Below are 22,749 nucleotides of genomic sequence, written 5' to 3'. Positions count from 1 at the left end.
CGGCACTCAGCGCGGGACTTGCGCCGGAGACGGCGTCGGCGTGGAGATCGGTGCCGGTACTGGTGCCGGACGAGGCACCGGACGGCGCGCCGGAAACAGGCCCCGCACCAAGCCCCGCATCAGACGCCGCGCCGGGACCCGTACCGGAACCGGCGCCGGAACCCGTGCCGGAGACCCGTCCCGCGCCCGCCTTGACGCGCTTGCGCAGTACGCCGAGACCCCTCATCACATACGCCCCCTCGGTCAGGGTGCCCGACTCTAGGGTGTCGGGGTCTCCAGCGCGTAGCCCACGCCGTGCACCGTACGGATCCGCTCCGCGCCGATCTTCCGGCGCAGGGCCTTGATGTGGCTGTCCACGGTCCGGGTGCCGGAGGCGTCGGCCCAGTCCCAGACCTCGGCCAGCAGCTGCTCGCGCGAGAGGACCGCGCGGGGCGTGTTCGCCAGGCAGACCAGCAGGTCGAACTCGGTGGGCGTGAGGTGCACGTCGTCGGCGCGCACCCGGACCCGGCGCTGGGCGTGGTCGATCTCCAGCTCGCCGAGGCGCAGGATGCCGGAACGCGGGGTGGACGCGGCCAGCGCGGCCCGCTCCACGCGGCGCAACAGTACGTGCACGCGCGCGGCCAGCTCGCGCATCGAGAACGGCTTCGTCATGTAGTCGTCGGCGCCCACGCCGAGGCCGACCAGCATGTCGGTCTCGTCGTCGCGGGCGGTGAGCATCATCACCGGCACCGGACGGGCCGCCTGGACGCGGCGGCACACCTCCAGGCCGTCGAAGCCCGGCAGCATGATGTCGAGAATCAGCAGGTCGGGCTGCCATGCCTCGGCCGTGTCGACGGCGGCCGGTCCGTCACCCGCTGTTTGCACGAGGAATCCCTCGGCGCGGAGCCTGGCGGCGATGGCGTCGACGATCGTCGGATCGTCCTCGACCACCAGCACCCGGCGCTGAGCGCCCGGCGTGGCCGCCGTGCCGTTGTGCGAGGTGTGTGTCTGCTCCATCGCCCGCCCCTGAGTGTGCTTTCCGGAACCAGTGGGGTGATTCCATGACTGCGCTTGACGCTTGAATGATCGGCGTCAGAGCAGCAGGGTACGGGCAGTGACCGTCGCTCGGCTATCCAGGTCTTACCGCGAGATGCACCACGTCCGGAACGCCCCGGGCAACGGGGATCTCTTCGGTACGCACGTGTCGGAACCCGGCATTCCGCAAGGTTCTTGCGAAATCAGGCGAAGGCTTGGCCGACCAAACAGCGAGTACCCCGTCTTTCCTCAACACCCGTGCGCACGCGGCGAGTCCGGCCGGTGAGTACAGGCTGTCGTTGCCCTCTGTGACGGTCCACTCGGGTCCGTTGTCGATGTCGAGGCACAGGGCGTCGTACGTGTCGGATGTCTCATGGACGTGCGCGACGAGATCGACCTCGATGATCTCGGTGCGCGGATCCGCGAGCGCGCGGGCGGACAGCTCCGCGAGGGGCCCGGACCGGTGCCAGTCGATGATGGCCCGCTCCCGCTCGGCGACCGCGATACGGCCCCAGCGGGGGTCGGCCGCCGCGTGGGCGAGGGAGAAGCCGACGCCCAGGCCGCCGATCAGGATCTCCGGGCCGGGGCGGCCGTCCAGCGCGCCGAGCGCGGCGTCGACCAGCAGTCGCTCCGAGCGGCCGTCGGAGGTGTCCATGAGGAAACAGCCGTTGGCGATGATCTGCAGCAGCTCGCCGTGGCGGCGCAGCACGACTTCGCCGTACGGGCCCTCGCGACGGTCGATGACTTCGGGGCTGCCGTGCGGGATGTCGTACGCGGTCATGAACCCATCCTGGCAAGCGCGCCCCGACCGGGCAGCCGTTTTTGGCCGACGCTCAGCTCCAGGACGGCGCCGGGGAGCCCGCCGGCGCGTCGTAGGGGACGGGCCTGCCCGTGAGCGCGTCCAGGAGCATGCGGTCGCCGACCGGGCGGTCGAGCTTCACCCGCGCCTTCTTGGACCGCATCTCGGACGTGCACGGACCGTCCGACGGGTCCCGCACCCCGGCGGAGAACACCACGTTGTCCGCGGTCTCCAGGACGGCCACCGCCGGACCCTTGTCGCAGGCGCCGTGCTGGGCCCGCAGCGTGACCGTGCGCTCGTCCCGCGACACCGAGCTGAGCCCGGAGAGCGGCTGCAGGAAGCCCGCGGACTGATCGAGGGGCCCGATCGGCGGCCTGGGGAGCTTCGAAGGCGCGACCGCGACGCGCTTGAGCGGTGTGTCGTACCCCTTGACGGTGAAGAGCCAGGCGGGCACGGTGGCCGGCCCCCGGCTGGTGTCGAGGGACATCGTCCCGAGCCGCGCACCGGTCACGACGAGGGAGGGGCCGGAGTTCCTGCCCCTGGCGAGCTTCTCGTAGGCGGCTCGCGCGGAGGACACGGGCAGGGCGAGCGCGTCGCCGTCGCGCCAGCCGACCTCCCCCTCCTTCGGTGAACGGGACGGGAGCGGGCCGCCCGGTTCGAAGTTCTGGGTGGCGTACGCGCGCTCGTCGGCCTCGCTGCGGAAGGCGCCCTCGGGAAGCTGGACGGCGTCGTCCGTCGGGAAGTACCGCTCGCGCCAGATCCGCGCCGCCTTCGAGTCCGCCCAGGCCTCGGCCACCTCACGGGCGCGTTCCGTGCTCCCTTCCGGGTCGTGCGCCGAGCCGCCCCCGACGCCGATGTCCCCGGCGCTCTCGTCGCCGCACGCGACGGCTCCGGCGAACAGGCTCCCCACGACGAGCAGCCGCAACAGCGTGGCGTTCCGCATGACACCCCCAGGGCAGACGGCCGGACCGACACCGGCGACGTACCTGTGACGCGGGAGCCCGCCCCGACGTTCGGTCTCTCGTGCGATCGGACGTCGTGCCTGGTCACAGCCTTCGGTGAACGGCCCTTCCGGATGATCGCTCACAGCGAACGGCGGCAGGGGAACAATCAGGGGCTCACGTGCATTGAGTCGGCATAGCTCAACTTGAATGCCGAAGGGGAGATCATGGCTTTGACGTCCGAACCGCTCACCCTGCCCGTGCTGCCGCTCGACGACGAGGTCGTGCTGCCCGGCATGGTGGTGCCCCTGGACCTGAACGACGCCGATGTACGCGCCGCGGTCGAGGCCGCGCAGGCAGCAGCCCGTTCCACCGGTGCCAGCAAGCCGCGGGTGCTTCTTGTTCCGCGGATCGACGGCACGTACGCCAACACGGGGGTGCTCGGCACGGTCGAGCAGGTCGGACGCCTCGCCGACGGTGACCCCGGTGCCCTGATCCGCGGTCGCGGCCGGGTGCGTGTCGGCGCCGGTACGACCGGTCCCGGCGCCGCCCTGTGGGTGGAGGGCACGCAGGTCGAGGAGACCGTGCCCGACCCGCTGCCCGGTGCCGTGACCGAGCTGGTCAAGGAGTACAAGGCGCTGGCCACGAACTGGCTGAAGAAGCGCGCCGCCTGGCAGGTCGTGGACCGCGTCCAGCAGATCGACGACGTGTCCGCGCTCGCCGACAACTCCGGCTACTCGCCGTTCCTGACGACCGCCCAGAAGGTCGAGCTGCTTGAGACCACCGACCCGGTGGCCCGGCTGAAGCTCGCCACCGAGCAGCTGCGCGAGCACCTCGCCGAGCAGGATGTCGCCGAGTCCATCGCCAAGGACGTACAGGAAGGTGTGGACAAGCAGCAGCGCGAGTTCCTGCTGCGGCGGCAGCTGGAGGCCGTGCGCAAGGAGCTGCGTGAGCTGAACGGCGAGGCCGAGGGCGAGGAGTCCGACGACTACCGGGCCCGCGTCGAGGCCGCCGACCTCCCCGAGAAGGTCCGTGAGGCCGCGCTCAAGGAGGTCGAGAAGCTGGAGCGCTCCAGCGACCAGTCGCCCGAGGGCTCCTGGATCCGCACCTGGCTCGACACCGTGCTGGAACTCCCGTGGAACGAGCGCACGGAGGACGCGTACGACATCCAGGGCGCCAAGACGGTCCTGGACACCGAGCACGCGGGTCTGGACGACGTGAAGGAGCGGATCACCGAGTACCTGGCGGTCCGCAAGCGGCGCAACGACCGGGGTCTGGGTGTCGTGGGCGGCCGTCGCGGCGGTGCCGTGCTCGCGCTCGTCGGGCCTCCCGGCGTCGGCAAGACCTCGCTCGGTGAGTCCGTCGCGCACGCCATGGGCCGCAAGTTCGTCCGGGTCGCCCTCGGCGGCGTACGGGACGAGGCGGAGATCCGCGGCCACCGGCGTACGTACGTCGGTGCGCTGCCCGGCCGGATCGTACGGGCGATCAAGGAGGCCGGGTCCATGAACCCGGTGGTCCTGCTCGACGAGATCGACAAGGTCGGCTCCGACTTCCGGGGCGACCCGGCGGCGGCCCTCCTCGAAGTCCTCGACCCCGCCCAGAACCACACCTTCCGGGACCACTACCTGGAGGTCGAGCTGGACCTGAGCGATGTCGTCTTCCTGGCCACGGCCAACGTGCTGGAGGCCATCCCGGAGGCCCTGCTCGACCGGATGGAACTGGTGCGGCTCGACGGGTACACCGAGGACGAGAAGGTCGTCATCGCCCGGGACCACCTGCTCCCGCGCCAGCTGGAGCGGGCCGGTCTGGAGAAGGACGAGGTCACTCTCGACGAGAGCGCGCTGCGCAAGCTGGCCGGCGAGTACACCCGTGAGGCGGGCGTCCGCAATCTGGAGCGGTCCGTCGCACGGCTGCTCCGCAAGGTCGCGGCGCAGCACGAACTCGGCGAGCGGGACCTGCCGTTCACGGTGACCGACGAGGAACTGCGCGGGCTGATCGGCCGGCCGCACCACGTGCCCGAGTCCGCCCAGGACCCGGCCGAGCGCCGTACGGCGGTGCCCGGCGTGGCGACCGGTCTCGCGGTCACCGGCGCGGGCGGTGACGTCCTGTTCGTCGAGGCGTCGCTGGCCGACCCGGAGACGGGCGCGGCGGGTCTGACCCTCACCGGTCAGCTGGGTGACGTGATGAAGGAGTCGGCGCAGATCGCGCTCTCCTTCCTCCGCTCCCACGGCGCCGAACTGGAACTGCCCGTCGCCGATCTGAAGGACCGGGGCGTGCACATCCACTTCCCGGCGGGCGCGGTGCCGAAGGACGGCCCGAGCGCGGGCGTCACCATGACGACCGCACTGGCCTCGCTCCTGTCGGGCCGGCTGGTCCGTACGGACGTGGCCATGACCGGTGAGGTCTCGCTCACCGGCCGGGTACTGCCGATCGGCGGCGTCAAGCAGAAGCTGCTCGCCGCGCACCGAGCGGGGGTCACCACGGTGATCATCCCGAAGCGCAACGAGGCCGACCTGGACGACGTCCCGGCCGAGGTCCTGGAGAAGCTCGACGTCCACGCGGTGACGGACGTCCGCCAGGTCCTGGAACTGGCGCTCGCGCCGGCGACCAGCGGCGCGGCGACGGAGGTTCCGGTGGCGGCGTGACGGACGCCATCGGTGCAGGAAGGCCCGGGTCCCTCTTCGTGAGGGGTCCGGGCCTTCCGCGTACGCGAGGGACGTGGTGGGTGTCAGCCGTTGGCGAGGGCCACCACGCGGTCGAGGGCGCCGTTGAACTTGTCGTGGTCGCCGACCGTCGGGCCGGAGGACGTGTACTGCCACATCGTGTAGAAGCTCCAGCCCGCCGGGAGGGTGCCCACCGCCGAGGCGTAGCGGGCGATCCAGAGCGGATTGGCGGAGGCGAAACCGGCGTAGTCGCCGGTGCACTGGGTCCACCAGCTGGTGGCCGTGTAGATGACGGCGTCCCGGCCGGTGCGGGCCTTGTACTGGTTCAGGAAGTCGCGGATCCAGGTGACCATCGCGCTCTGCGTCTTGCCGTAGCAGGCCGCCCCGTACGGGTTCCACTCGATGTCGAGCGCGCCCGGCAGGGTCCTGCCGTCCCGCGACCAGCCGCCGCCGTGGTCCACGAAGTAGTTGGCCTGCGCGGCGCCGCCCGTCGTGTCGGGGGTCGCGAAGTGGTACGCGCCCCGGATCATGCCGACGTTGTACGAGCCGTTGTACTGCTGGGTGAAGTAGGGGTTCGTGTAGTACGTCCCCTCGGTGGCCTTCACATAGGCCCACTTGACCCCGCCGCTCCACAGGGTCGACCAGGCCACGTTGCCCTGGTGGCTGCTGACGTCCACGCCCTCCGTCTGGGTGGCGTCGCCGGGGGTCGGCAGGCCGTCCTGGCCGTCGTGCGGGATGACGCCCATACCCATGTACGCGGAGCCGCGGGCCGGGACGTCGGCCGCGTGGGCGGGATGGGCGAGGAGCAGGGAGAGGGACAGGAGCAGGATGCCCAGCGCGCCGAGGCGCGTTCTGAGGTGGTCGCGTGCGTGCGAGCGGTGGGCCGTTCCGGATCTGTGCACGGACATGTTCGTGCCTCCGAAGGCTCGGTGGTGCCCGGGTGGTGGTGCTCCGTGGAGTGGCGTGGGCATGCCATGCGGGGTACTTGTTGAAGACGCTACGCACGCGGACGACCGGCGGAAAGAGGGTCCGGCGGCTGCCGTTGGTCTAATCCTGCGAAATACTGGCCGAGCTGCGGCAATGGCGGTCTTTGGCGGAAACTTTCAGGATCGGGAAACCGGGTCATGGGTGCTGACGTGCACGAGGGCGGTAAGGGCGAGGGGCACCGGGCGGGATCCGGTGGTTCCGGGAGTGGTGTGGACCAGGAGTTCCTGGCGCTGGAACGCGAGCTGACCGTTCTGTTGCGGCGGGCGCGTGCGTCGTCGGGGGAGATGGTCCGCGAGGTGCATCCCGACCTGGAGTCCTCCGCGTACGGGCTGCTCGTGCGGCTGGAGGAGCGGGGGCGGCAGCGGGCGACCGAGCTGGCCGCCTACATCGGGGTCGGCAAGGCCACGATGTCGCGGCAGCTGCGGGCGCTGGAGGAGCTCGGGCTCGTCGCCCGTGAGCCTGATCCCGCGGACGGGCGGGCGTGGCTCGTGCACCTCACTGACGTGGGTCGGGAGCGGTTCGGGAGGGTTCGGGACGCTCGGCGGGCGCGCTACGTCCGCGAACTGGCCAGCTGGGACCGGGACGAAGTGGCGGAGCTGGCGCGGTTGCTGCACCGCCTGAACCGGGGGGTCGAACGGGGCTGACGGCCGCGCGGGTGCGGGCCGGCGGGGCTGGTCGCGCAGTTCCCCGCGCCCCTGAAAAGCCAAAAGACTGCGCCGTTCCCCGCGCCCCTGGAGGGGCGCAAGATTGCGCCGTTCCCCGCGCCCCTGAAGGGGCAAAAGCCGGGGCGCAGCCCCGCTTTTGAGGGGCGCGGGGAACTGCGCGGCCAGCTACGGCGTACTCGCACCTGACTACGATCCCGAGCCGCCCCGCGACCCCCGGGGGCCCGCGGGGTTACAGCTCCGCGTACACCACCGTCGCGTCGTCGTGCGGCTTGGAGCGGCCCAGGTGGACGCCGGCCGTGTCCGCCCGCTCCAGCGCGCGGACGCGGTCGACCAGGGACCGGCCGCCCTCCTTGCGGACCAGGGTGAACAGGTCCGGCCAGTCCCCCTCGCCGAACTTCTCCACCCAGCGCGTCGCGCCGTCCGTCAGGGCGGTGAGGGCGCGCACCTCGGAGCGGGGAAGAGACCCCGTGACGGCACGCGCCGCCACCGAGGGATCCGCCGCGGCCGTGAAGAAGCCGCCCTCCTTGTTGCGCAGGATCGCGTCCGTCGCCGCCGCCGACCTCAGCGTGGCGTGCGGGACGCGCGAGAGGCGGTCGTCCAGGACGGGGATGACCGCTCCCGCCGGGGACTCGATGAGCAGCGCCGAGTCGGAGAGCACCAAGTACTCGACCGACGCCTCTGACCAGCGCGCCAGCACCACGGTTGCCTGCGGGGTGCGTGGGTGAGAAAGGTCACAGGTTGCCCGATGTGCGTCGGCTGTACGGGCGATGGCGTGTCCCAAGACCTCAGTGAGCGTCAGATCTCGTCGTGAAACGGACAGTTCACTCAACGCGCCGCCCAGCCGGGCGGTGAACCAGGGGACGGAATGCAGACAGCCGTCGTCGGTCGCGGGAGGCGTCACACCGTCCAGTACGACGATCGAACCGCCTTGTCCGGAGGCGGGAAGGCCGACCGATGCGTAGTCCTCGTCGGGGCGGGCGGGGTCACCGGGTACCGAGATCAGTTCCGAGCGCATCCGGCCAGTCTGCACGACCCCTTCACGAGCTTCACCAAAGGCTGGCAACCGCCGTGGGAAAGGTCTGGACGAGCAGGTCAGGCGCCCATTTTGCGACGGATTCACCGACTCCGGCGAAGCGTGGCGGCGCATCCTGCCATCGGTTGCCGTGGACGTCCAACCGGCCTGCCGCGCAGGGGTGTCGCACGCGCCAGGGGAACTTGCCCGGCCGCTCCCCGGCGATGTTCACTCCTTCGTGTGGCGGGTCAGGCGATGCGCGACCACTGCCCACCGGCACTGGGAGGGTCGGGAGCCGAACCGGGACGACACGCGAGTTGACGGATCGTCACCCGGGCCCATGGGGACACGAGTCAAGAATGCGAGCACCGGTGCAGAAAATGCGGCCTCGGCGCAAAGGCAGGCAGCCGGCCTCGGGTGGAGCCTCAGGGCACACCCCGAACTCACCGGCACCGCAGGACACTCCGGACCCCGCGGGACGAGGTCGGCCCGCTCACGTACGCAGTCGGCTGATCGTCGCCGTCGCCGTCGTGGCCGCCGCGATCGCCGGAGCGGGCGCTCCGTCCGTGATCGCCGCCTCCGGAGAGCTGAACGACTCCCAGAACCTGGTGACGTCGGCCGAGCGGACCCAGGACGCCCTGGCCCTCGCCCACTCACTGGCCGACGAACGCGACGAGGTCACCTCGTTCCTCGCGGCCGGCCGGCCCAAGGGCGAAGGCCCCTCGGAGCGCCGCAGTGCCCGCGTGGACCGCCAGGTCGACGAGTTGCGTGTCGCCGCCGTCGAGGCGGACGCCCCCGCGTCCTTCCTGAAGACGCTCGACGCGATCGCCGCCGTCCGCAGGTCGGCGCTGACCGGGGAGAGCAGCGCCCTCGACGCGCACCAGGCGTACTCGACCGCTCTCACCGAACTGCACGCGCTCGCCGAGGAGCTGGCCGAGGACGTTCCGCCCCGCGCGGGCTCCGGAGCGCACGCCCTCGCCGACCTCGACACCGCCGTCCAGCAGGCCGCCTCGACGCGCGGTCTGCTCCTCGCCGCGCTGAGCGTGCCCACCACCGAACAGACCACCACCGACCCGATCACGGGCCTGCCCACCACGACCACCACGTCGTCGGCCGCCGCGTCGAAGCAGCGCGACGCGCTCACCGCCGCGGCCCAGCAGGCCAACGTCCGTGAGCAGGCGGCCCTGGCCGACTTCGCCGGCACGGCACCCAAGGCGGACCGGAGCTCGTACGAGTCCACGGTCAACGGTCCGGATGTCGCGTCCGCCGAGAAGTACCTGGCGAGCCTGGCGGACCAGCCCACCCTCTCCGACGCCGAACTGGCCACCAGCACCAAGAAGCTGGACGCGGCGCTCTCCTCCCGCGTCGAGCTGATGCGCGGGGTCGAGGCCTCCCTCAACACCCAGCGCGCCAAGGACCTCGCCCAGCTGCGCGACGACGACGTCACCGCGCTGGAGATCCGGGTCGCGATCCTCGGCGCGCTGATGCTGCTCGCCGTGGGCGTCTCCACCGGTATGGCCCGGTCGCTCACGCGCCCGCTGTCCGTCCTGCGCCGCGGTTCGGCACGCCTGGCCGCCGAGCCCGGCACCGGCGAACCGGTCAAGTTCACCGGCCGCAACGACGAGTTCGCCCAGGTCGTGCGCTCCGTCAACACACTCCACACGCACGCCGTCGCGCTCCAGGAGCGGCTGGCCACGCTGGAGGGCGACCGCAAGCACCTCATCGGCCAGCGCCAGAAGATGGCCGACGAGCGCGACAAGTTCCGTACCGAACTCAGCGAGGCCACCGACCGTCTGGAGCAGGTCCGGCAGAACATCCACGGCACCTTCGTCAGCCTGGCCCTGCGCACCCTGGGCCTGGTCGAACGGCAGCTCGGTGTCATCGAGGGCCTCGAAGAGCGCGAGCAGGACCCCGAGCGCCTCGCCACCCTCTTCAAGCTCGACCACTTCGCCACCGTCATGCGCCGCCACAGCGAGAACCTGCTGGTCCTCGCGGGCGCCGAGCACGGCCACCAGCACCCCGGGCCCGTCCCGCTGGTCGACGTCGTCCGCGCGGCCGTCAGCGAGGTCGAACGCTACGAGCGCGTCCGTATCTCCGCGCTGCCGCCGCACGCGCACCTCGCCGGGTTCGCCGCGGACGACATCAGCCACCTGGTGGCCGAACTCCTGGAGAACGCCTCCTCCTTCTCGCCGCCCGACATCCCCGTCGAGGTCTCCGGCTGGCTCCTGGAGAGCGGCGAGGTCATGCTCTCCGTCCAGGACGAGGGCATCGGTATGACCGGTGAGCGGCTGGAACGGCTCAACACCCGCCTCGCGGCCTTCGACGCGGAGGACCCGTACGACGAGGAGAGCGGCGAGGGCCTCGGCCTCGGCCTGTACGTGGTGGCCCGGCTCGCCCACCGGCACGGTGTACGCGTGCAGTTGCGCGAGCAGAAGCAGGGCGGCATCACGGCCGTCGTGGTCCTGCCCAAGGCGCTGCTCGCCGCCGCGCCCGCCGTGGCCGTCCCGCAGGCGACCGCGCCCACCCCCGGCGGCGCGTCCGCGATGTCCCTGCCGGGAGCGGACGCCGAGGTCAACTCCAATGTCCTGTACGGCCGTCAGGGCCGCGACCCGCTGATCGCGGCGGCGGAGGACACCCTGCGAGAGACGGACGGGGCGGGCACGGCCCTTGCTCCCGAGCCGGCTGCCGCGACCGAGCCTGCGGCCAGCGCGGAGCCCGCAGCCACCACCCGGTCTGCGGCCCCTGAGGCCACCGCCGAGGAAGCCGCCCCGGAACCGTCCGGGTCCGCCGCGCCGGAGCCGGAGCCGGAGCCGGAGCCGGAGCCGGATCAGCCCACCGGTCCCGAGACCACCATGGTCCTCATGGCCCCGGTGCCTCCGGCATCCCCCGAGTCTCCGGCGGCCGAGCCCGCCGACTCCGCCGAGCCCGCCGACTCCGCCGACTCCGCCGCAGCCGAAGAGCCCCGCGCGGCGGCCCCCGAGGACGCCCCGGCGATCCGGCTCCCGGCCCAGGCCACCACGGACCACCGCCCCGCGACGCACCGCGCCCCCGACCCGTACGCCATCGGCCCCGACGCCCACGAGCGCGTCCCGGACGACGTACAGACGTCACAGGGGACCCAGGAGGCACCGGAGCCGATCACCGACAAGGGGCTGCCCAAGCGGACCCCGAAGATCGCCGCGCCCGCGCCGGCCGCCGGTCCCCGCCAGACGCCCGTCGACGCCGAGGCACTGCGCCGCCGCCTCGGCGGGTTCCACCGGGGTGCCAGTGAAGGCCGCCGCGATGTCGAAGCGGAGATCGCCGAACAGACGTCGGAGCTGCAGACGCCCGCCGCACATGCCGTAGAAACCAAGGGGGACACAGTCGAGGAGGCAAGCAGTTGACCGCGCCCAGTACCTACGGACTCAGCCATGAAGCCCGTAACCTGCACTGGCTGCTGACGAACCTCGTCGAGGAGGTGCCGGGCCTCCTGTCGGTCGCGGTGGTCTCCTCCGACGGCCTGTTGCTCCTCTCCTCGGACCCCGGGAGAAACGCGCAGGCGCGGCAGGACGAAGGGAGACCCTCGGGTCCCCGCGGGTCCGCGGCGGACCTCGCCACCATCGTCTCCGGCATCGGCAGTCTCGCCATCGGCGCCGCCAAGCTGATGGACGGCGGCACCGTCAAGCAGACGATGGTCGCGATGGAGGAGGGCGGGCTCTTCGTCATGTCGATCAGCGACGGTTCGCTGCTCGGCGTGCACGGCGCCCCGGACTGCGACATGAGCGTCGTCGCCTACCACATGGCGCTCTTCGTGGGCCGTGCGGGACACGTCCTGACTCCCGAACTCCGCAGCGAGCTGCGCCAGTCGCTCGCGGCCACGACGATGGAGACGGCCAAGTGAGCGATGCCAGCGGCACGCCCGGCACCTCCGGCACGCCCAAACTGCCGGTCCGCGGCGGCGAACGCAAACCCGCCCGCGTACGCCCCTATTCGCTCACCGGCGGCCGTACGCGCTTCGGGCACGTGCTGCTCGTCGAGACGTTCGTGGCCGCACTGGAGGCCCCGGATGAGCGGCGTGAACTGGAGAATGGTTCACTCTCCACCCGGGTCATGCCGGAGATGAGGGCCATCGTCGAACTCTGCCGCCGGATGCGTACGGTGGCCGAGGTCGCGGCCCTTCTGAAGATGCCGCTCGGTGTGGTCCGGGTGCTCCTCAGCGACCTGGCGGACCAGGGCAAGATCCGTGTGTACGGAACAGGTCACGGCCCGGGACAGCCGGACCGTGCTCTGCTGGAAAGGGTGCTGAGTGGACTCCGTCGTCTCTGACGTCTCCCGCGTCTCGGATGTCTCCCGATCGTCCGGCCTCCCCGAAGTCGTGGAGCCCGACGAGGAGTTGAAAGCCTGGCAGAAGGATCGGACCCGCGCGCCGATCGCCACGAAGATAGTGGTGGCGGGTGGCTTCGGGGTGGGCAAGACCACCCTCGTCACCGCCGTCTCCGAGATCACGCCCCTCCAGACGGAGGCGCTGATGACACAGGCGAGCGAGGGCACCGACGACCTCAGCTCGACCCCGGAGAAGACCACCACGACCGTGGCGATGGACTTCGGCCGCATCACGCTCGACGACGACCTGGTGCTGTATCTGTTCGGTACGCCCGGGCAGCAGCGCTTCTGGTTCATGTGGGACGACCTGGTGCGCGGCGCGATCGGCGCCGTGGTCCTCGCCGACACCCGGCGCCTGAAGGACTGCTGGCCGGCGCTCGACTACTTCGAGAGCTGCGGGCTGCCGTACGTCGTCGCCGTCAACCACTTCGACGGCAGCGAGCGGTTCGACCCGGACGACGTGCGGGAGGCGCTCACGATCCCCCGGCACATACCTGTCATGATCATGGACGCGCGCCGCAGGATCTCGGTCGTCGAGAGCCTGCTCGCGCTGGTGGGGCACGCGCTCGACGTCAGTCCCGAATAGCCCGGTTCGGGGACGCCAGCCCCGAACCAGCCGTAAGCACAGTGAGGACCCGCATGCGGAAGATACTCGTCGTCGGAGCCGGCCAGGCCGGACTCCAGCTCGCCCTCGGACTCCAGTCGAACGGGTACGAGGTCACCCTGATGTCCAACCGGACGGCGGACGAGATCCGTACCGGGCGCGTCATGTCCACCCAGTGCATGTTCCACACGGCACTGCAGAACGAGCGCGATCTCCAGCTGAACTTCTGGGAGTCCCAGGCCCCGAAGATCGAAGGACTCGGCGTCTCGGTCGCGGCCCCCGGCTCCTTCGACCCGGGCCCCTCGCAGCGCGCCATCGACTGGGTGGGCAAGCTCGACGGGTACGCGCAGTCGGTCGACCAGCGCGTGAAGATGGCCGGCTGGATGGAGACGTTCGCGCAGCGCGGCGGTCAGCTCGTCATCCACGGCGCCGCGGTCTCCGACCTCGACTACTTCGCCCGTACGTACGACCTGGTCCTCGTCGCGGCGGGCAAGGGCGAACTGGTGTCGATGTTCGGCCGCGACGCCTCCCGCTCCCCGTACGCGGAGCCGCAGCGCGCGCTGGCCGTCGCGTACGTGCACGGTCTCGGACCGCGCCCCGAGCACCCGGAGTTCGACGCGGTCCGCTGCAACCTCGTCCCGGGCGTCGGCGAGCTCTTCGTCATGCCCACCTTCACCACGTCGGGCCGCGCGGACATCCTCTTCTGGGAGGGCATACCCGGCGGCCCGCTGGACGCCTTCCAGGGCGTGAAGGACCCGGCCGAACACCTCTCCCTGACCCTGGAACTCATGGAGCGGTTCACGCCGTGGGAGTACGCCAGGGCCACCAAGGTCGAACTCACCGACGCGGGCGGCACGCTGGCCGGACGCTACGCGCCCACCGTCCGCAACCCCGTCGGCCGGCTGCCCGGCGGCGGCCTGGTCCTCGGTGTCGCGGACGTGGTCGTGGCGAACGACCCGATCACCGGCCAGGGCTCCAACTCGGCCTCCAAGTGCGCCGCCTCCTACCTCGGCTCGATCCTCGGCCACGGGGACAAGGAGTTCGACGAGGAGTGGATGCGCGCCACGTTCGAGCGCTACTGGGACACGGCCCAGCACGTCACGAAGTGGACGAACGCGATGCTCGGCCCGCCGCCGGAGCACGTCCTGAACCTGATCGGCGCGGCAGGCCAACTCCAGCCGGTCGCCGACCGCTTCGCCAACGGCTTCAACGACCCGTCGGACTTCGAGAACTTCTTCTACGAGCCGGAGAAGACGGGCGCGTACCTGACGTCCGTGACGGGCGGCTGAGGAGCGCCCGTACCCACTACGAGGGCGGCGACCGCGCGGGCGTCCCGTCGTGGCCGGTCGCGCCGTTCCCCGCGCCCCTTCGGGGTCGCTGCCCTCGGGACGCCTACCGGGTGTCGGCGCGGTAGCCCTCGTCCGAGCCGTCCATCGCGTTCTCGGGGAGTTTCGGGGGTGTGTAGCGGCGCAGGGGTTCGGCGGACGGGTCCGGGCGGACCGCGCCCAGGATCGGGTTGGCCGCGATCGGGGAGACCTTGATCCGCGCTCCCGGGCGCGGGGCCTGGACGACCAGGCCGTCGTCCAGGTACATCGCCACATGGGTCGCCTCGGGGAAGTAGACCACCAGGTCGCCGGGGCGCAGGTCGGGCAGGGGGACCCGGGGGAGCGTGGCCCACTGCTCCTGACTGGTGCGGGGGATGGGGCGGCCCGCGTCGGCCCAAGCCTGTGAGGTGAGACCCGAGCAGTCGTACGAGCCCGGGCCCTCGGCGCCCCACTGGTACGGCTTGCCGATCTGGGCCACGGCGTAGCGCAGCGCCTCGCCGCCCTCCGCGGTGGGCCGGCGCGTGCTGCTGAGCGCGCCCGACGCCACCAGCTCGTCCTGGGCCTTCGCCACCCCGGCCCGTTCCAGCTCGGCCACCCGCGAGAGCTGCTCCTCGGTGAGCGAGGCCAGCAGCTCCTCGACGTCCCGCAGCCGCTCGCGGACGAGGTCGCGGTCCTTCTTCTGCTTCTCGGCGAGGGCGAGCCGGCCGTCGAGGGCCGTACGGGCCCGGCGTGCCAGTTCGTCGGTCCTGCGCTCGTTGCCCGCCAGCCGCTCCATCGTCCCGGCCCGCTCCTGCGAGACCTGCCGGATGACGTGGCCCTGGTCGAGCGCGTGCTGCGGGTCTCGGGCGAGCAGCAGCCGTACGTAGGAGGAGATCTCGCTCGTGCCCTGGTACTGCTGACGGGCGAGCCGTCCCGCCGCGCCGCGGCTGCCGTGGAGCGCGAGACGGGCCGCGGTGAGCCGGCCGTTGAGCTTCGCGACCTCGGCCCGCTGGCGTTGCAGCCGCTCCTCGGTCGCGTTGTACGTCTCGGTGGCCTTCTCGGCCTCCCGGTACAGCCGCTGAAGATCCGTCAGCAACTCGGCGACCGGGCGCTCTGCCGCGGGCCGCTCGGCTGCGGGCCGCTCGGCTGCGGGGGAGCGGCTTTCGTCCGGGCCGGGCGCCGCCGAGGCCGATACGGGTACGGGCGCGGGTACGAGGACCGCGCCGGCCGCGATCGCCGCCGTGCAGACCAGTCGCAGAAGCCTTCCTGACACGTCGTCACCTCCGGTGCGGGGCGGTATTTCCGCTCCTCCGCACCGTGAGCATCAGACGCCCGCGCGAGCCGCGCGCGCCGACCGTGGGCGGACCGGCCCAACGAGGTCACCCGTGCGGGTCCTCCGGCTTGCCGTCCGGCGTGGCGTCTGGCGTGGTGTCCGGTGCCGGATCGGGCGCGGGGTCGGGCTTCGACCAGGGCCACTTGAGTTTGCCGGCGCGGCCCGTGGGGTCGTACTCGTACTTCCAGCCCTGGTGCAGGCCGAGCCGACTGCTCGTGGCCGCGTGGACACGGCGGTAGACCAGGAGGGCGGGCGGGCCGCCGTCGCCGGCCGGCACCGGGACGCGGTACACCTTCGGCGGGTGTCCGGTCGGGCCGAGCAGGACCGGCAGCACCCGGCCGTCCAGGGGGCCGCCCTCGAAGGGGGTGTCTTCGCTCTTCACCGGGCCAGTGTCACAGCAGGTGCGCCGCGTCGCTCACCACGGGCAGCACCCGGCGGGCCAGCGAGCCCATCGGCCCGTCCGCGGACTCCAGCGTCAGCGCGGCCCGTACGACCGCGGCGGTCTGCTCGTCGCGGGCGGCCGTCGCCACCAGGCACGCCACGAACTGCTCGACGAGCCAGTCGCGCAACTCGTCCAGCGGCGGTTCCTTCTCCTCGTCCAGCCAGATCAACGAGGCCGCCTCGACGGCCGTGATCCACATCCGGACGGTCATCCGCAGCCGGTTGCCCGGCTCCTCGACGGCCAGGTGGCTGAGGATGTGCTCGGCGGCGGCCCGTCGTACGCCGTCCACGATGGCCGTCGTCCGTGACGTCTCGACCACGCTGCCGCCCTGCAGCAGGGCGCTGAAACCGGCGTCGTGCTGGTCCACGAAGGCGAGGTAGCGGTCCAGCGCGTTGGACAGGCGGCGGGTGAGCGGGCCGTCCGGCGGCTCGGCGAAGCAGTGCTCCAGCTCCTCCGCGGCGGAGCGGAGGGCGGCCTCGTACAACTGCTGCTTGCCGCCGGGGAAGTAGCGGTAGACCAGCGGTCGTGAGACGCCCGCCGCTTCCGCCACGTCGTCCAGGGAGATGTCCTCCGGGGCCCGTACCGCGAACAGCGACAGCGCGGCGTCGAGGAGCTGACTTCGTCGTTCCTCGACGCTGAGGCGTCGGTATGCGCGGGTGGGGGCGGGCGAGGTCATGTCTCGCAGGGTAGCCGGATTCCCGGGGGTGCGGAGTGGGGTGGCGTGGGGGTGGGTGCGGGCCAGCGGGGGTCGGCCGCGCGGTTCCCACGCCCCCCCCCAGGACGGGGCTGCGCCCCTGCCCCTCCACCACCCCCGTCCGGCTCAGGGCAGTAGGCCCGAGGATTTCCACAGGCGGCGGCCCGGGCCCTGGAGTACGCCTATGTCGTCCAGAAAGTCCGTCAGGCGTTTCGCGCCGGTCTGCATGATGTCGCGGCGGTGGCCGCTCGCCCTCACCTGGGCCTGGGCCCTGCGCCTGTCGAGGCCGACGTTCGTGTAGACCTCCGGGTTGACGAAGGCGACCGAGAAGACGCGGGCGAACTCACCGGAGGTGATCCGGGTGAACTCCCGCGACCAGCGCGGCGCGCTCATCATCTGGCGGCGCAGTTCCTCACGGGCGTACCGGACATGGCGCGCCTCCTCCACCACGTGGATCCGTGTCACCCCGCGCACCAGCGGCTGCACCCGCTCGTCCGGGAACGTCAGCCGCTGCATCCAGTCGAGCACCTCCTCGCCGAGCAGCGTGGCCGTGAACGAACCGGGGGTCGTGGACACCGTCTTGAAGAGCCGGCCCAGGTTCTGGTGCGTCCGGCTCACCGGGTAGTGCGGTGTCCCGCCCCGGGCGATCAGCCGCGCGAACATCTTCGAGTGGCGGCACTCGTCCTCGATCTCGGTCAGCGCGTAGCGCACGTGCGCGCTCGTCGCCGCCTTGTCGTAGATGTGCCGCACCAGCAGCTGCATGAGGATGATCTCGAACCAGATCCCCAGCGAGGCCAGCGCCGCCGCCTCGTGCCGGGAGAGCAGGATGCGCTGCTCCTCGCTCATCCGTTTCCACATCGGGGTGCCGTAGAGCGACACCAGCTCCGGCGGCCAGAACCACTTGCCGTCCTCGAACGGCGCGTCCCAGTCCAGTTCCGTGTCCGGGTCGAAGGAGTGCTTCCTGGAGGATTCGAGCAGCCGCTCGGCCACCTGTTCCCTGTCCTTGAGCAGGCCGAGCGCGTCGCGCAGGACCTCGGCCTCCGTCACGGTCGTCATGGCTGTGCCCACCTCGCCGTACGTCGTCGTGCCTCTTGGTGCCTCTTGGTGCCTCGTCGTGCCTGGAAGGGCCCGTAGTGCCTCGGCGTACCGGAAGTCATCCGGTTACCGCCGGTCACGTCTTATGAGACTGCTTGTCAGCAAGCTCGTCAATCCCTTCCGCGCAACTTGTTGACCCGCCGTCTACCACGTGTGAGCCTGCGAGACATGCCGACCTACGACCTGTACGCCAAGGACCCCGGAGCTTCCCTCTGGCAGGTGCCCGCGACCGGCGCGGCACGGTTCAGCTGGGAGTACGACGAAGGGCGCGACCGACTGCTGGCCCTCTACCAGAAGGGCAAGGACAAGCAGTGGGACGGGCAGAGGCGGATCGACTGGGACCTGGAAGTCGACCCGCACGACCCGATCGGCACCCCCGACGAGTCGATCTCCATCTACGGCACGCCGTACTGGGAGAAGATGAACGACCGCGACCGGGGCGAACTCCGCAAGCACGTCGCCTCATGGCAGTTCAGCCAGTTCCTGCACGGCGAACAGGGCGCCATGGTCTGCGCGGCCCGCATCGTCGAGTCCGTGCCCGACCTGGACGCCAAGTTCTACTCGGCGACCCAGACGATGGACGAGGCGCGGCACGCGGAGATCTACGCCCGCTTCCTGCACGAGAAGGTCGGGATGGTCTACCCGATCGACGACAACCTCCAGTCGCTGCTCGGCGACACCCTGCGCGACTCCCGCTGGGACATGCCCTACCTCGGGATGCAGGTCCTCATCGAAGGGCTCGCCCTCGCCGCGTTCGGCCTGATCAGGGACACCACCGAGAAGCCGCTGCCCAAGCAGATACTGGCGTACGTCATGCAGGACGAGGCCCGGCACGTGGCCTTCGGCCGGATGGCGCTGCGCGACTACTACAAGCAGCTCTCCGACGCCGAACTGCGCGAACGCGAGGAGTTCGTCATCGAGGGCTGCTACCTGATGCGGGACCGCCTGCGCGGCACCGAGGTCCTGGAGAACTTCGGCGTACCCAAGGCGGAGGCCGAGCAGTACACCGAGCAGTCGGAGTTCCTGGCCCTCTTCCGCCAGCTGCTGTTCTCCCGCATCGTGCCCTGCGTCCGGGACATCGGCCTGTGGGGCAAACGCCTCCAGCAGGCCTACGTCGACATGGGCGTCTTCGACATGGGCAACTCCAACCTCGACCTCCTCATGTCCCAGGACGAGGAACTGGCCGAGAAGCTCGACGCGGACCGCTTCGCGGCGGAGGAACAGGCGCGGGTGACGGAGGTGAACGACGCGATCAACGCGGGAGCGGAAGCCTCCTAAGGGTCCACGGAGACCCCTTGACCCTGGACCTCCATCCCCCTTGGCCCTGGACCTCCATCCCCTTTGGTCCTGGATCTCAAGCCCCTTGGACCTGGGCCTCAAGTGCTTGGTCCTGGATCCCGAGAACGGGGCCGGACTCCCCGGGCGGGAACGGCGTCCGCAGGGTGAAGGCGTACGCCGTGGCCCCGTGCGCCCGCAGATGCAGCAGGCGCCCCTCCGCCTCGGCCACCGTCGGGCGGTACCCGGCCGGCACCCACCACAGGACCGTCATCGCCTCCCGGATCCGCTCGAACCATTCGTTCCGGCGGCTGAGCAGCTCACGGTGCCGCCCCTGGTACATGAAGGCGGTGAGGGCGTTCGCGTCCCGCCACACCGACATGTTGATGATCAGCCAGTCGTCGCCGAAGACCGACACGTCCGTCGCGTTGCCGTCGTCGCTCTGCAACCGCCAGACGAACCCGTCGGCGGCGTCGGCGACCGCGTTCACGGGGTCGAGGGCGTCGACGAAGTCCTTCAACTGCGGGGAGTCCAGCGGGGCTTGCAGTCGGGAGATGTTCACCTGGGCGAGTTCGTAAGCGGCTGCGGGCTGAGTCATCGACCGAACGTTAGGTCGGGCGACAGCCGTGCCACCACCCCCGTCTCACCGGTCGAGCACCGCCTCCATCACGGCTCGCGCGATCGGTGCCGCGTCCCCGCCACCACTGATGTCACCCCGGTCGGCCGCCGCGTCCTCGACGACGACCGCGACGGCCACCGCCGGTTCCATGGAGTCGTCGGCCTGCGCCCAGGAGATGAACCAGGCGTACGGCGTACCGGAGTTGTGGATGCCGTGCTGGGCCGTGCCGGACTTGCCGCCGACCGTGGCACCGGGGATCGCGGCGTTCTTGCCGGTGCCCTTCTCCACCACGTCCGTCATCAGCTCGCGCAGCCGGACGGCCGTCGCGGGGTTCATGGCCCGGCGCAGGGTGTGCTGCCCGGTGGCGGACACCAGGCCGCCGTCGTCCGTGATCGTCCGCTCCACCAGATGCGGCGTACGCACCGAGCCGTGGTCGGCGACGGCCGCGGCGACCATCGCCATCTGCAGCGGTGTGGCACGGGTGTTGTACTGGCCGATGGAGGACAGTGCGAGCTGCGCCCTGTCCACCCGGGTGTCGAAGGTGCTGGGGGAGACCCGGAAGGGAATTCCGAGCTTGCGGTCGTTGAAGCCGAACCCGGCCGCCGTCCTGCGCATCGCGCCCTGGCCCACCTCCACACCCAGACCGGCGAAGACCGTGTTGCACGACCACTGGAAGGCGTACCGCAGCGACGCGTCCGCGCAGCCCTCGACCTCGTTCGTCAGCCGCGCCGAACTGCCCGGCAGCCGGTAGGGGTCCGGGGAGTCGGTCGGCGCGTCCAGGTCACGCACCACGCCCGAGTCCAGGGCCGCCGCCGCGGTGACCACCTTGAAGGTCGAACCCGGCGGATACGTCTGCCGTACCGCCCGGTTGAGCATCGGCCGGTCCGCCGCCCCGTTCAGCCGCGCCCACGCCCCGGCCACGGCGGAGCCCGTCCCGGAGAGCTCGCCCGGGTCGTAGGACGGGGTGGAGACGAGGGCCAGGATCCGGCCGGTGGACGGTTCCAGCGCGGCCACCGCGCCCCGCCGCGAGCCGAGCCCGGAGTACGCGGCCCGCTGCGCCGCCGCGTCGAGGGTCGTGACCACATGACCGCCGGGGTTACGGGCCCGTGCGAGGTCGTTCCACAGCGGGAGCAGCGAGAGCGCCGGGTCGGTGCCCGCCAGTACGCCGTCCGCGGCGCCCTCCAGCAGGGACGTCCCGTACACCTGGGAGGCGAAGCCGGTGACGGGGGCGTACAACGGGCCGTCCCTGTAGGTCCGTTCGTAGCGGAACTGCTCGCCGGAGTCCCGGGACCCGGTGACCGCCCGGCCGCCGACGAGGATGTCGCCGCGCGGCTGCCCGTAACGGGCGATCGTGTGACGGCGGTTGGCCGGATTCTCGTCGTACGCGCGGGCCTGGACGATCTGCACCCGGGCGGCGTTGACGAGGAGGGCGAGCAGCAGGAGCGCGCAGAACGCGGCGGCGTGCCGGATGTACCGGGTCATGGGCCGCCCGTTGCCCGTCACGACGCCACCTCTCCCGTCGGCTGCTCCTCCTCGGACCGGCCGCGTGCCGAGTCGCTGAGGCGCATCAACAGGGCCACGATGATCCAGTTGGTGACGACCGACGAACCGCCCTGCGCGAGGAACGGCATGGCCATCCCGGTCAGCGGGATCAGCCCCGTCACCCCGCCCGCGATCACGAACACCTGGAGCGCGACGATCGAGGCGAGCCCGACCGCGAGCAGCCGGCCGAAGGGGTCGCGCAGGACGAGGCCCGCCCGGATACCGCGCTCGACGAGCAGCCCGTACAGGATGAAGATCGCGGAGAGGCCCGCCAGGCCCAGTTCCTCGCCCGCCGTGGCCAGGATGAAGTCCGACTTGACGGCGAAGCCGATGAGGACCGAGTGGCCGGCGCCGAGGCCCGTGCCGAGGAACCCGCCGGCGGCGAACGCGAAGAGCGACTGGGCGAGTTGGTTCGGGCCTTGGCCCGCCTCGATCGACGCGAAGGGGTGCAGCCAGTCCTCGACCCTGCTGTGCACATGCGGTTCCAGCCAGCCCACGGCGAAGGCCCCGCACGCCGCGAGCAGCAGCCCCACCGCGATCCAGCCGGTGCGGCCTGTGGCCACGTACAGCAGGATCACGAAGAGGCCGAAGAAGAGCAGCGAGGTGCCGAGGTCGCGTTCGAGGACCAGTACGCCGACGCTCAGCAGCCAGACCGCGAGGATCGGGCCGAGTACGCGTCCGGTGGGCAGTTGGAGCAGCCAGACGCGCCGGCCGGTGTACGCGAGCGCGTTGCGGTTGGCGGCGAGATAGCCGGCGAAGAACAGCGCGAGCATGACCTTCGCGAACTCGCCCGGCTGGATGGAGAACCCGGCGATCCTGATCCAGATCCGGGCGCCGTTCACCGAGGGGAAGAAGATTGGCAGGACGAGCAGGGCCAGAGCGGTGACGACGGACACGTACGTGTAGCGCTGGAGCACCCGGTGGTCGCGCAGCAGCACCACCACCGCGATGAACAGGCCCACGCCCAGCGTCGACCAGACGAGTTGCGTGGGCGCCGCCCGGTCGCCCGGGGTCTCCAGGTCGAGCCGGTAGATCAGGACCAGGCCGAGGCCGTTCAGCAGCACGGCGATCGGCAGCAGCAGCGGGTCGGCGCAGGGGGCGCGCAGGCGCACCGCGAGATGCGCGAGGAGCGCGAGCACGCCCAGCCCGGCGCCGTATCCGGCGGCACCGGGCGGGACGGATCCGGTCCTTGCGAGACCGACGGCGCAGTAGCCGTACACGGAGAGCAGGACGGCCACGACGAGGAGGGTGAACTCGATGCCACGGCGCCGGGGGAGGCGTACAACGGGAGCCGGCGGGTCCGCCTGCACTGTCGTTCCGGGCGAGAGCATGTCCGGAAGTTAGCAAGCTGATCGCCCGATGTCCTGTTATACGGCGACAACTGGACTGTTGCGGTGC

The 22,749-nt window shown here is 71.4% G+C and carries 20 protein-coding genes; 8 read left to right on the top strand and 12 right to left on the bottom strand.

All coding sequences use genetic code 11. From position 1 onward, the window contains the following. Nucleotides 1–258 precede the first annotated feature (258 nt). The 3 genes from IE278_RS18290 to IE278_RS18280 all read right to left on the bottom strand — a co-directional run bounded on the left by IE278_RS18290 (nucleotide 259) and on the right by IE278_RS18280 (nucleotide 2,756). Nucleotides 259–996, bottom strand: a complete 738-nt coding sequence (locus tag IE278_RS18290) for a response regulator transcription factor (protein WP_107021341.1) — start codon at nucleotides 994–996, stop codon at nucleotides 259–261. Nucleotides 997–1,108: 112 nt separating this feature from the next. Further along, complete coding sequence (locus tag IE278_RS18285) at nucleotides 1,109–1,795, bottom strand: spermidine synthase family protein (protein WP_189773579.1); 687 nt, start codon at nucleotides 1,793–1,795, stop codon at nucleotides 1,109–1,111. A 52-nt stretch (nucleotides 1,796–1,847) separates the two neighbouring features. Next, nucleotides 1,848–2,756 (bottom strand): hypothetical protein, encoded by a 909-nt coding sequence (locus IE278_RS18280; RefSeq protein WP_189773578.1) that lies wholly within the window; start codon nucleotides 2,754–2,756, stop codon nucleotides 1,848–1,850. 225 nt (nucleotides 2,757–2,981) lie between these two features. Here IE278_RS18280 and lon point away from each other — a divergent pair, with 225 nt between their 5' ends. Next, complete coding sequence (lon, locus tag IE278_RS18275) at nucleotides 2,982–5,399, top strand: endopeptidase La (RefSeq protein ID WP_189773576.1); 2,418 nt, start codon at nucleotides 2,982–2,984, stop codon at nucleotides 5,397–5,399. 83 nt (nucleotides 5,400–5,482) lie between these two features. Here the strand turns inward: lon and IE278_RS18270 are convergent, their stop codons facing one another. Next, the gene (locus IE278_RS18270) at nucleotides 5,483–6,325 is read right to left on the bottom strand and encodes a lysozyme (RefSeq protein ID WP_189773574.1); all 843 of its coding nucleotides are present in this window, start codon (nucleotides 6,323–6,325) and stop codon (nucleotides 5,483–5,485) included. Nucleotides 6,326–6,553: 228 nt separating this feature from the next. Here IE278_RS18270 and IE278_RS18265 point away from each other — a divergent pair, with 228 nt between their 5' ends. Beyond that, entirely contained in the window at nucleotides 6,554–7,048 is a 495-nt protein-coding gene (locus IE278_RS18265) for a MarR family winged helix-turn-helix transcriptional regulator (protein ID WP_373312026.1), read from the top strand. A 250-nt stretch (nucleotides 7,049–7,298) separates the two neighbouring features. Here the strand turns inward: IE278_RS18265 and IE278_RS18260 are convergent, their stop codons facing one another. Next, nucleotides 7,299–8,084 carry a hypothetical protein gene (locus tag IE278_RS18260; protein ID WP_189773570.1) on the bottom strand — a complete coding sequence of 262 codons (786 nt, stop codon included), beginning with the start codon at nucleotides 8,082–8,084 and terminating at the stop codon, nucleotides 7,299–7,301. Between the two features lie 356 nt (nucleotides 8,085–8,440). Between IE278_RS18260 and IE278_RS18255 the strand changes: the two genes are divergently transcribed. Genes IE278_RS18255 through IE278_RS18235 form a run of 5 tightly spaced genes read left to right on the top strand, consistent with a single transcriptional unit; the run spans nucleotide 8,441 to nucleotide 14,336 of the window. After that, a complete protein-coding gene (locus IE278_RS18255; RefSeq protein WP_189773568.1) occupies nucleotides 8,441–11,464 on the top strand; it encodes a sensor histidine kinase in 3,024 nt (1,007 codons plus the stop codon). Then, nucleotides 11,461–11,961 carry a roadblock/LC7 domain-containing protein gene (locus tag IE278_RS18250; protein ID WP_189773566.1) on the top strand — a complete coding sequence of 167 codons (501 nt, stop codon included), beginning with the start codon at nucleotides 11,461–11,463 and terminating at the stop codon, nucleotides 11,959–11,961. The genes IE278_RS18255 and IE278_RS18250 overlap by 4 nt, the downstream gene beginning before the upstream one ends. Next, nucleotides 11,958–12,386 carry a DUF742 domain-containing protein gene (locus IE278_RS18245; RefSeq protein WP_189773564.1) on the top strand — a complete coding sequence of 143 codons (429 nt, stop codon included), beginning with the start codon at nucleotides 11,958–11,960 and terminating at the stop codon, nucleotides 12,384–12,386. Before IE278_RS18250 ends, IE278_RS18245 begins: the two co-directional genes overlap by 4 nt. Continuing rightward, the gene (locus IE278_RS18240; protein WP_107021331.1) at nucleotides 12,367–13,029 is read left to right on the top strand and encodes a GTP-binding protein; all 663 of its coding nucleotides are present in this window, start codon (nucleotides 12,367–12,369) and stop codon (nucleotides 13,027–13,029) included. Before IE278_RS18245 ends, IE278_RS18240 begins: the two co-directional genes overlap by 20 nt. Before the next feature lie 53 nt (nucleotides 13,030–13,082). Next, on the top strand, nucleotides 13,083–14,336 hold the full coding sequence (locus tag IE278_RS18235) for a styrene monooxygenase/indole monooxygenase family protein (protein WP_189773562.1): 1,254 nt from the start codon (nucleotides 13,083–13,085) through the stop codon (nucleotides 14,334–14,336). A 103-nt stretch (nucleotides 14,337–14,439) separates the two neighbouring features. Here IE278_RS18235 and IE278_RS18230 read toward each other — a convergent pair whose 3' ends face one another. The 4 genes from IE278_RS18230 to IE278_RS18215 all read right to left on the bottom strand — a co-directional run bounded on the left by IE278_RS18230 (nucleotide 14,440) and on the right by IE278_RS18215 (nucleotide 17,876). After that, a complete protein-coding gene (locus IE278_RS18230; protein ID WP_189773560.1) occupies nucleotides 14,440–15,624 on the bottom strand; it encodes a C40 family peptidase in 1,185 nt (394 codons plus the stop codon). Between the two features lie 106 nt (nucleotides 15,625–15,730). Then, nucleotides 15,731–16,066 (bottom strand): DUF8847 domain-containing protein, encoded by a 336-nt coding sequence (locus IE278_RS18225; RefSeq protein ID WP_189773558.1) that lies wholly within the window; start codon nucleotides 16,064–16,066, stop codon nucleotides 15,731–15,733. Nucleotides 16,067–16,076: 10 nt separating this feature from the next. Next, a complete protein-coding gene (locus IE278_RS18220; RefSeq protein WP_189773556.1) occupies nucleotides 16,077–16,802 on the bottom strand; it encodes a TetR/AcrR family transcriptional regulator in 726 nt (241 codons plus the stop codon). Between the two features lie 144 nt (nucleotides 16,803–16,946). Then, nucleotides 16,947–17,876, bottom strand: a complete 930-nt coding sequence (locus IE278_RS18215) for an AurF N-oxygenase family protein (RefSeq protein ID WP_189773554.1) — start codon at nucleotides 17,874–17,876, stop codon at nucleotides 16,947–16,949. Between the two features lie 207 nt (nucleotides 17,877–18,083). Here IE278_RS18215 and IE278_RS18210 point away from each other — a divergent pair, with 207 nt between their 5' ends. Next, on the top strand, nucleotides 18,084–19,193 hold the full coding sequence (locus tag IE278_RS18210) for a ferritin-like domain-containing protein (RefSeq protein ID WP_189773552.1): 1,110 nt from the start codon (nucleotides 18,084–18,086) through the stop codon (nucleotides 19,191–19,193). A gap of 76 nt (nucleotides 19,194–19,269) precedes the next feature. Here the strand turns inward: IE278_RS18210 and IE278_RS18205 are convergent, their stop codons facing one another. From IE278_RS18205 to IE278_RS18195, 3 genes are read right to left on the bottom strand one after another with little or no spacing between them, the layout of a single operon-like run. Beyond that, entirely contained in the window at nucleotides 19,270–19,788 is a 519-nt protein-coding gene (locus IE278_RS18205) for a DUF3291 domain-containing protein (protein ID WP_189773550.1), read from the bottom strand. Nucleotides 19,789–19,833: 45 nt separating this feature from the next. Then, nucleotides 19,834–21,291 carry a penicillin-binding transpeptidase domain-containing protein gene (locus IE278_RS18200; protein WP_189773738.1) on the bottom strand — a complete coding sequence of 486 codons (1,458 nt, stop codon included), beginning with the start codon at nucleotides 21,289–21,291 and terminating at the stop codon, nucleotides 19,834–19,836. A gap of 17 nt (nucleotides 21,292–21,308) precedes the next feature. Next, a complete protein-coding gene (locus tag IE278_RS18195) occupies nucleotides 21,309–22,682 on the bottom strand; it encodes an FtsW/RodA/SpoVE family cell cycle protein (protein ID WP_189773548.1) in 1,374 nt (457 codons plus the stop codon). Between the last annotated feature and the right edge of the window lie 67 nt (nucleotides 22,683–22,749).

The organism is Streptomyces tauricus, assembly GCF_014650955.1.
Taxonomy (GTDB): domain Bacteria; phylum Actinomycetota; class Actinomycetes; order Streptomycetales; family Streptomycetaceae; genus Streptomyces; species Streptomyces tauricus.
This window is presented reverse-complemented; position numbering and strand designations above follow the sequence as displayed.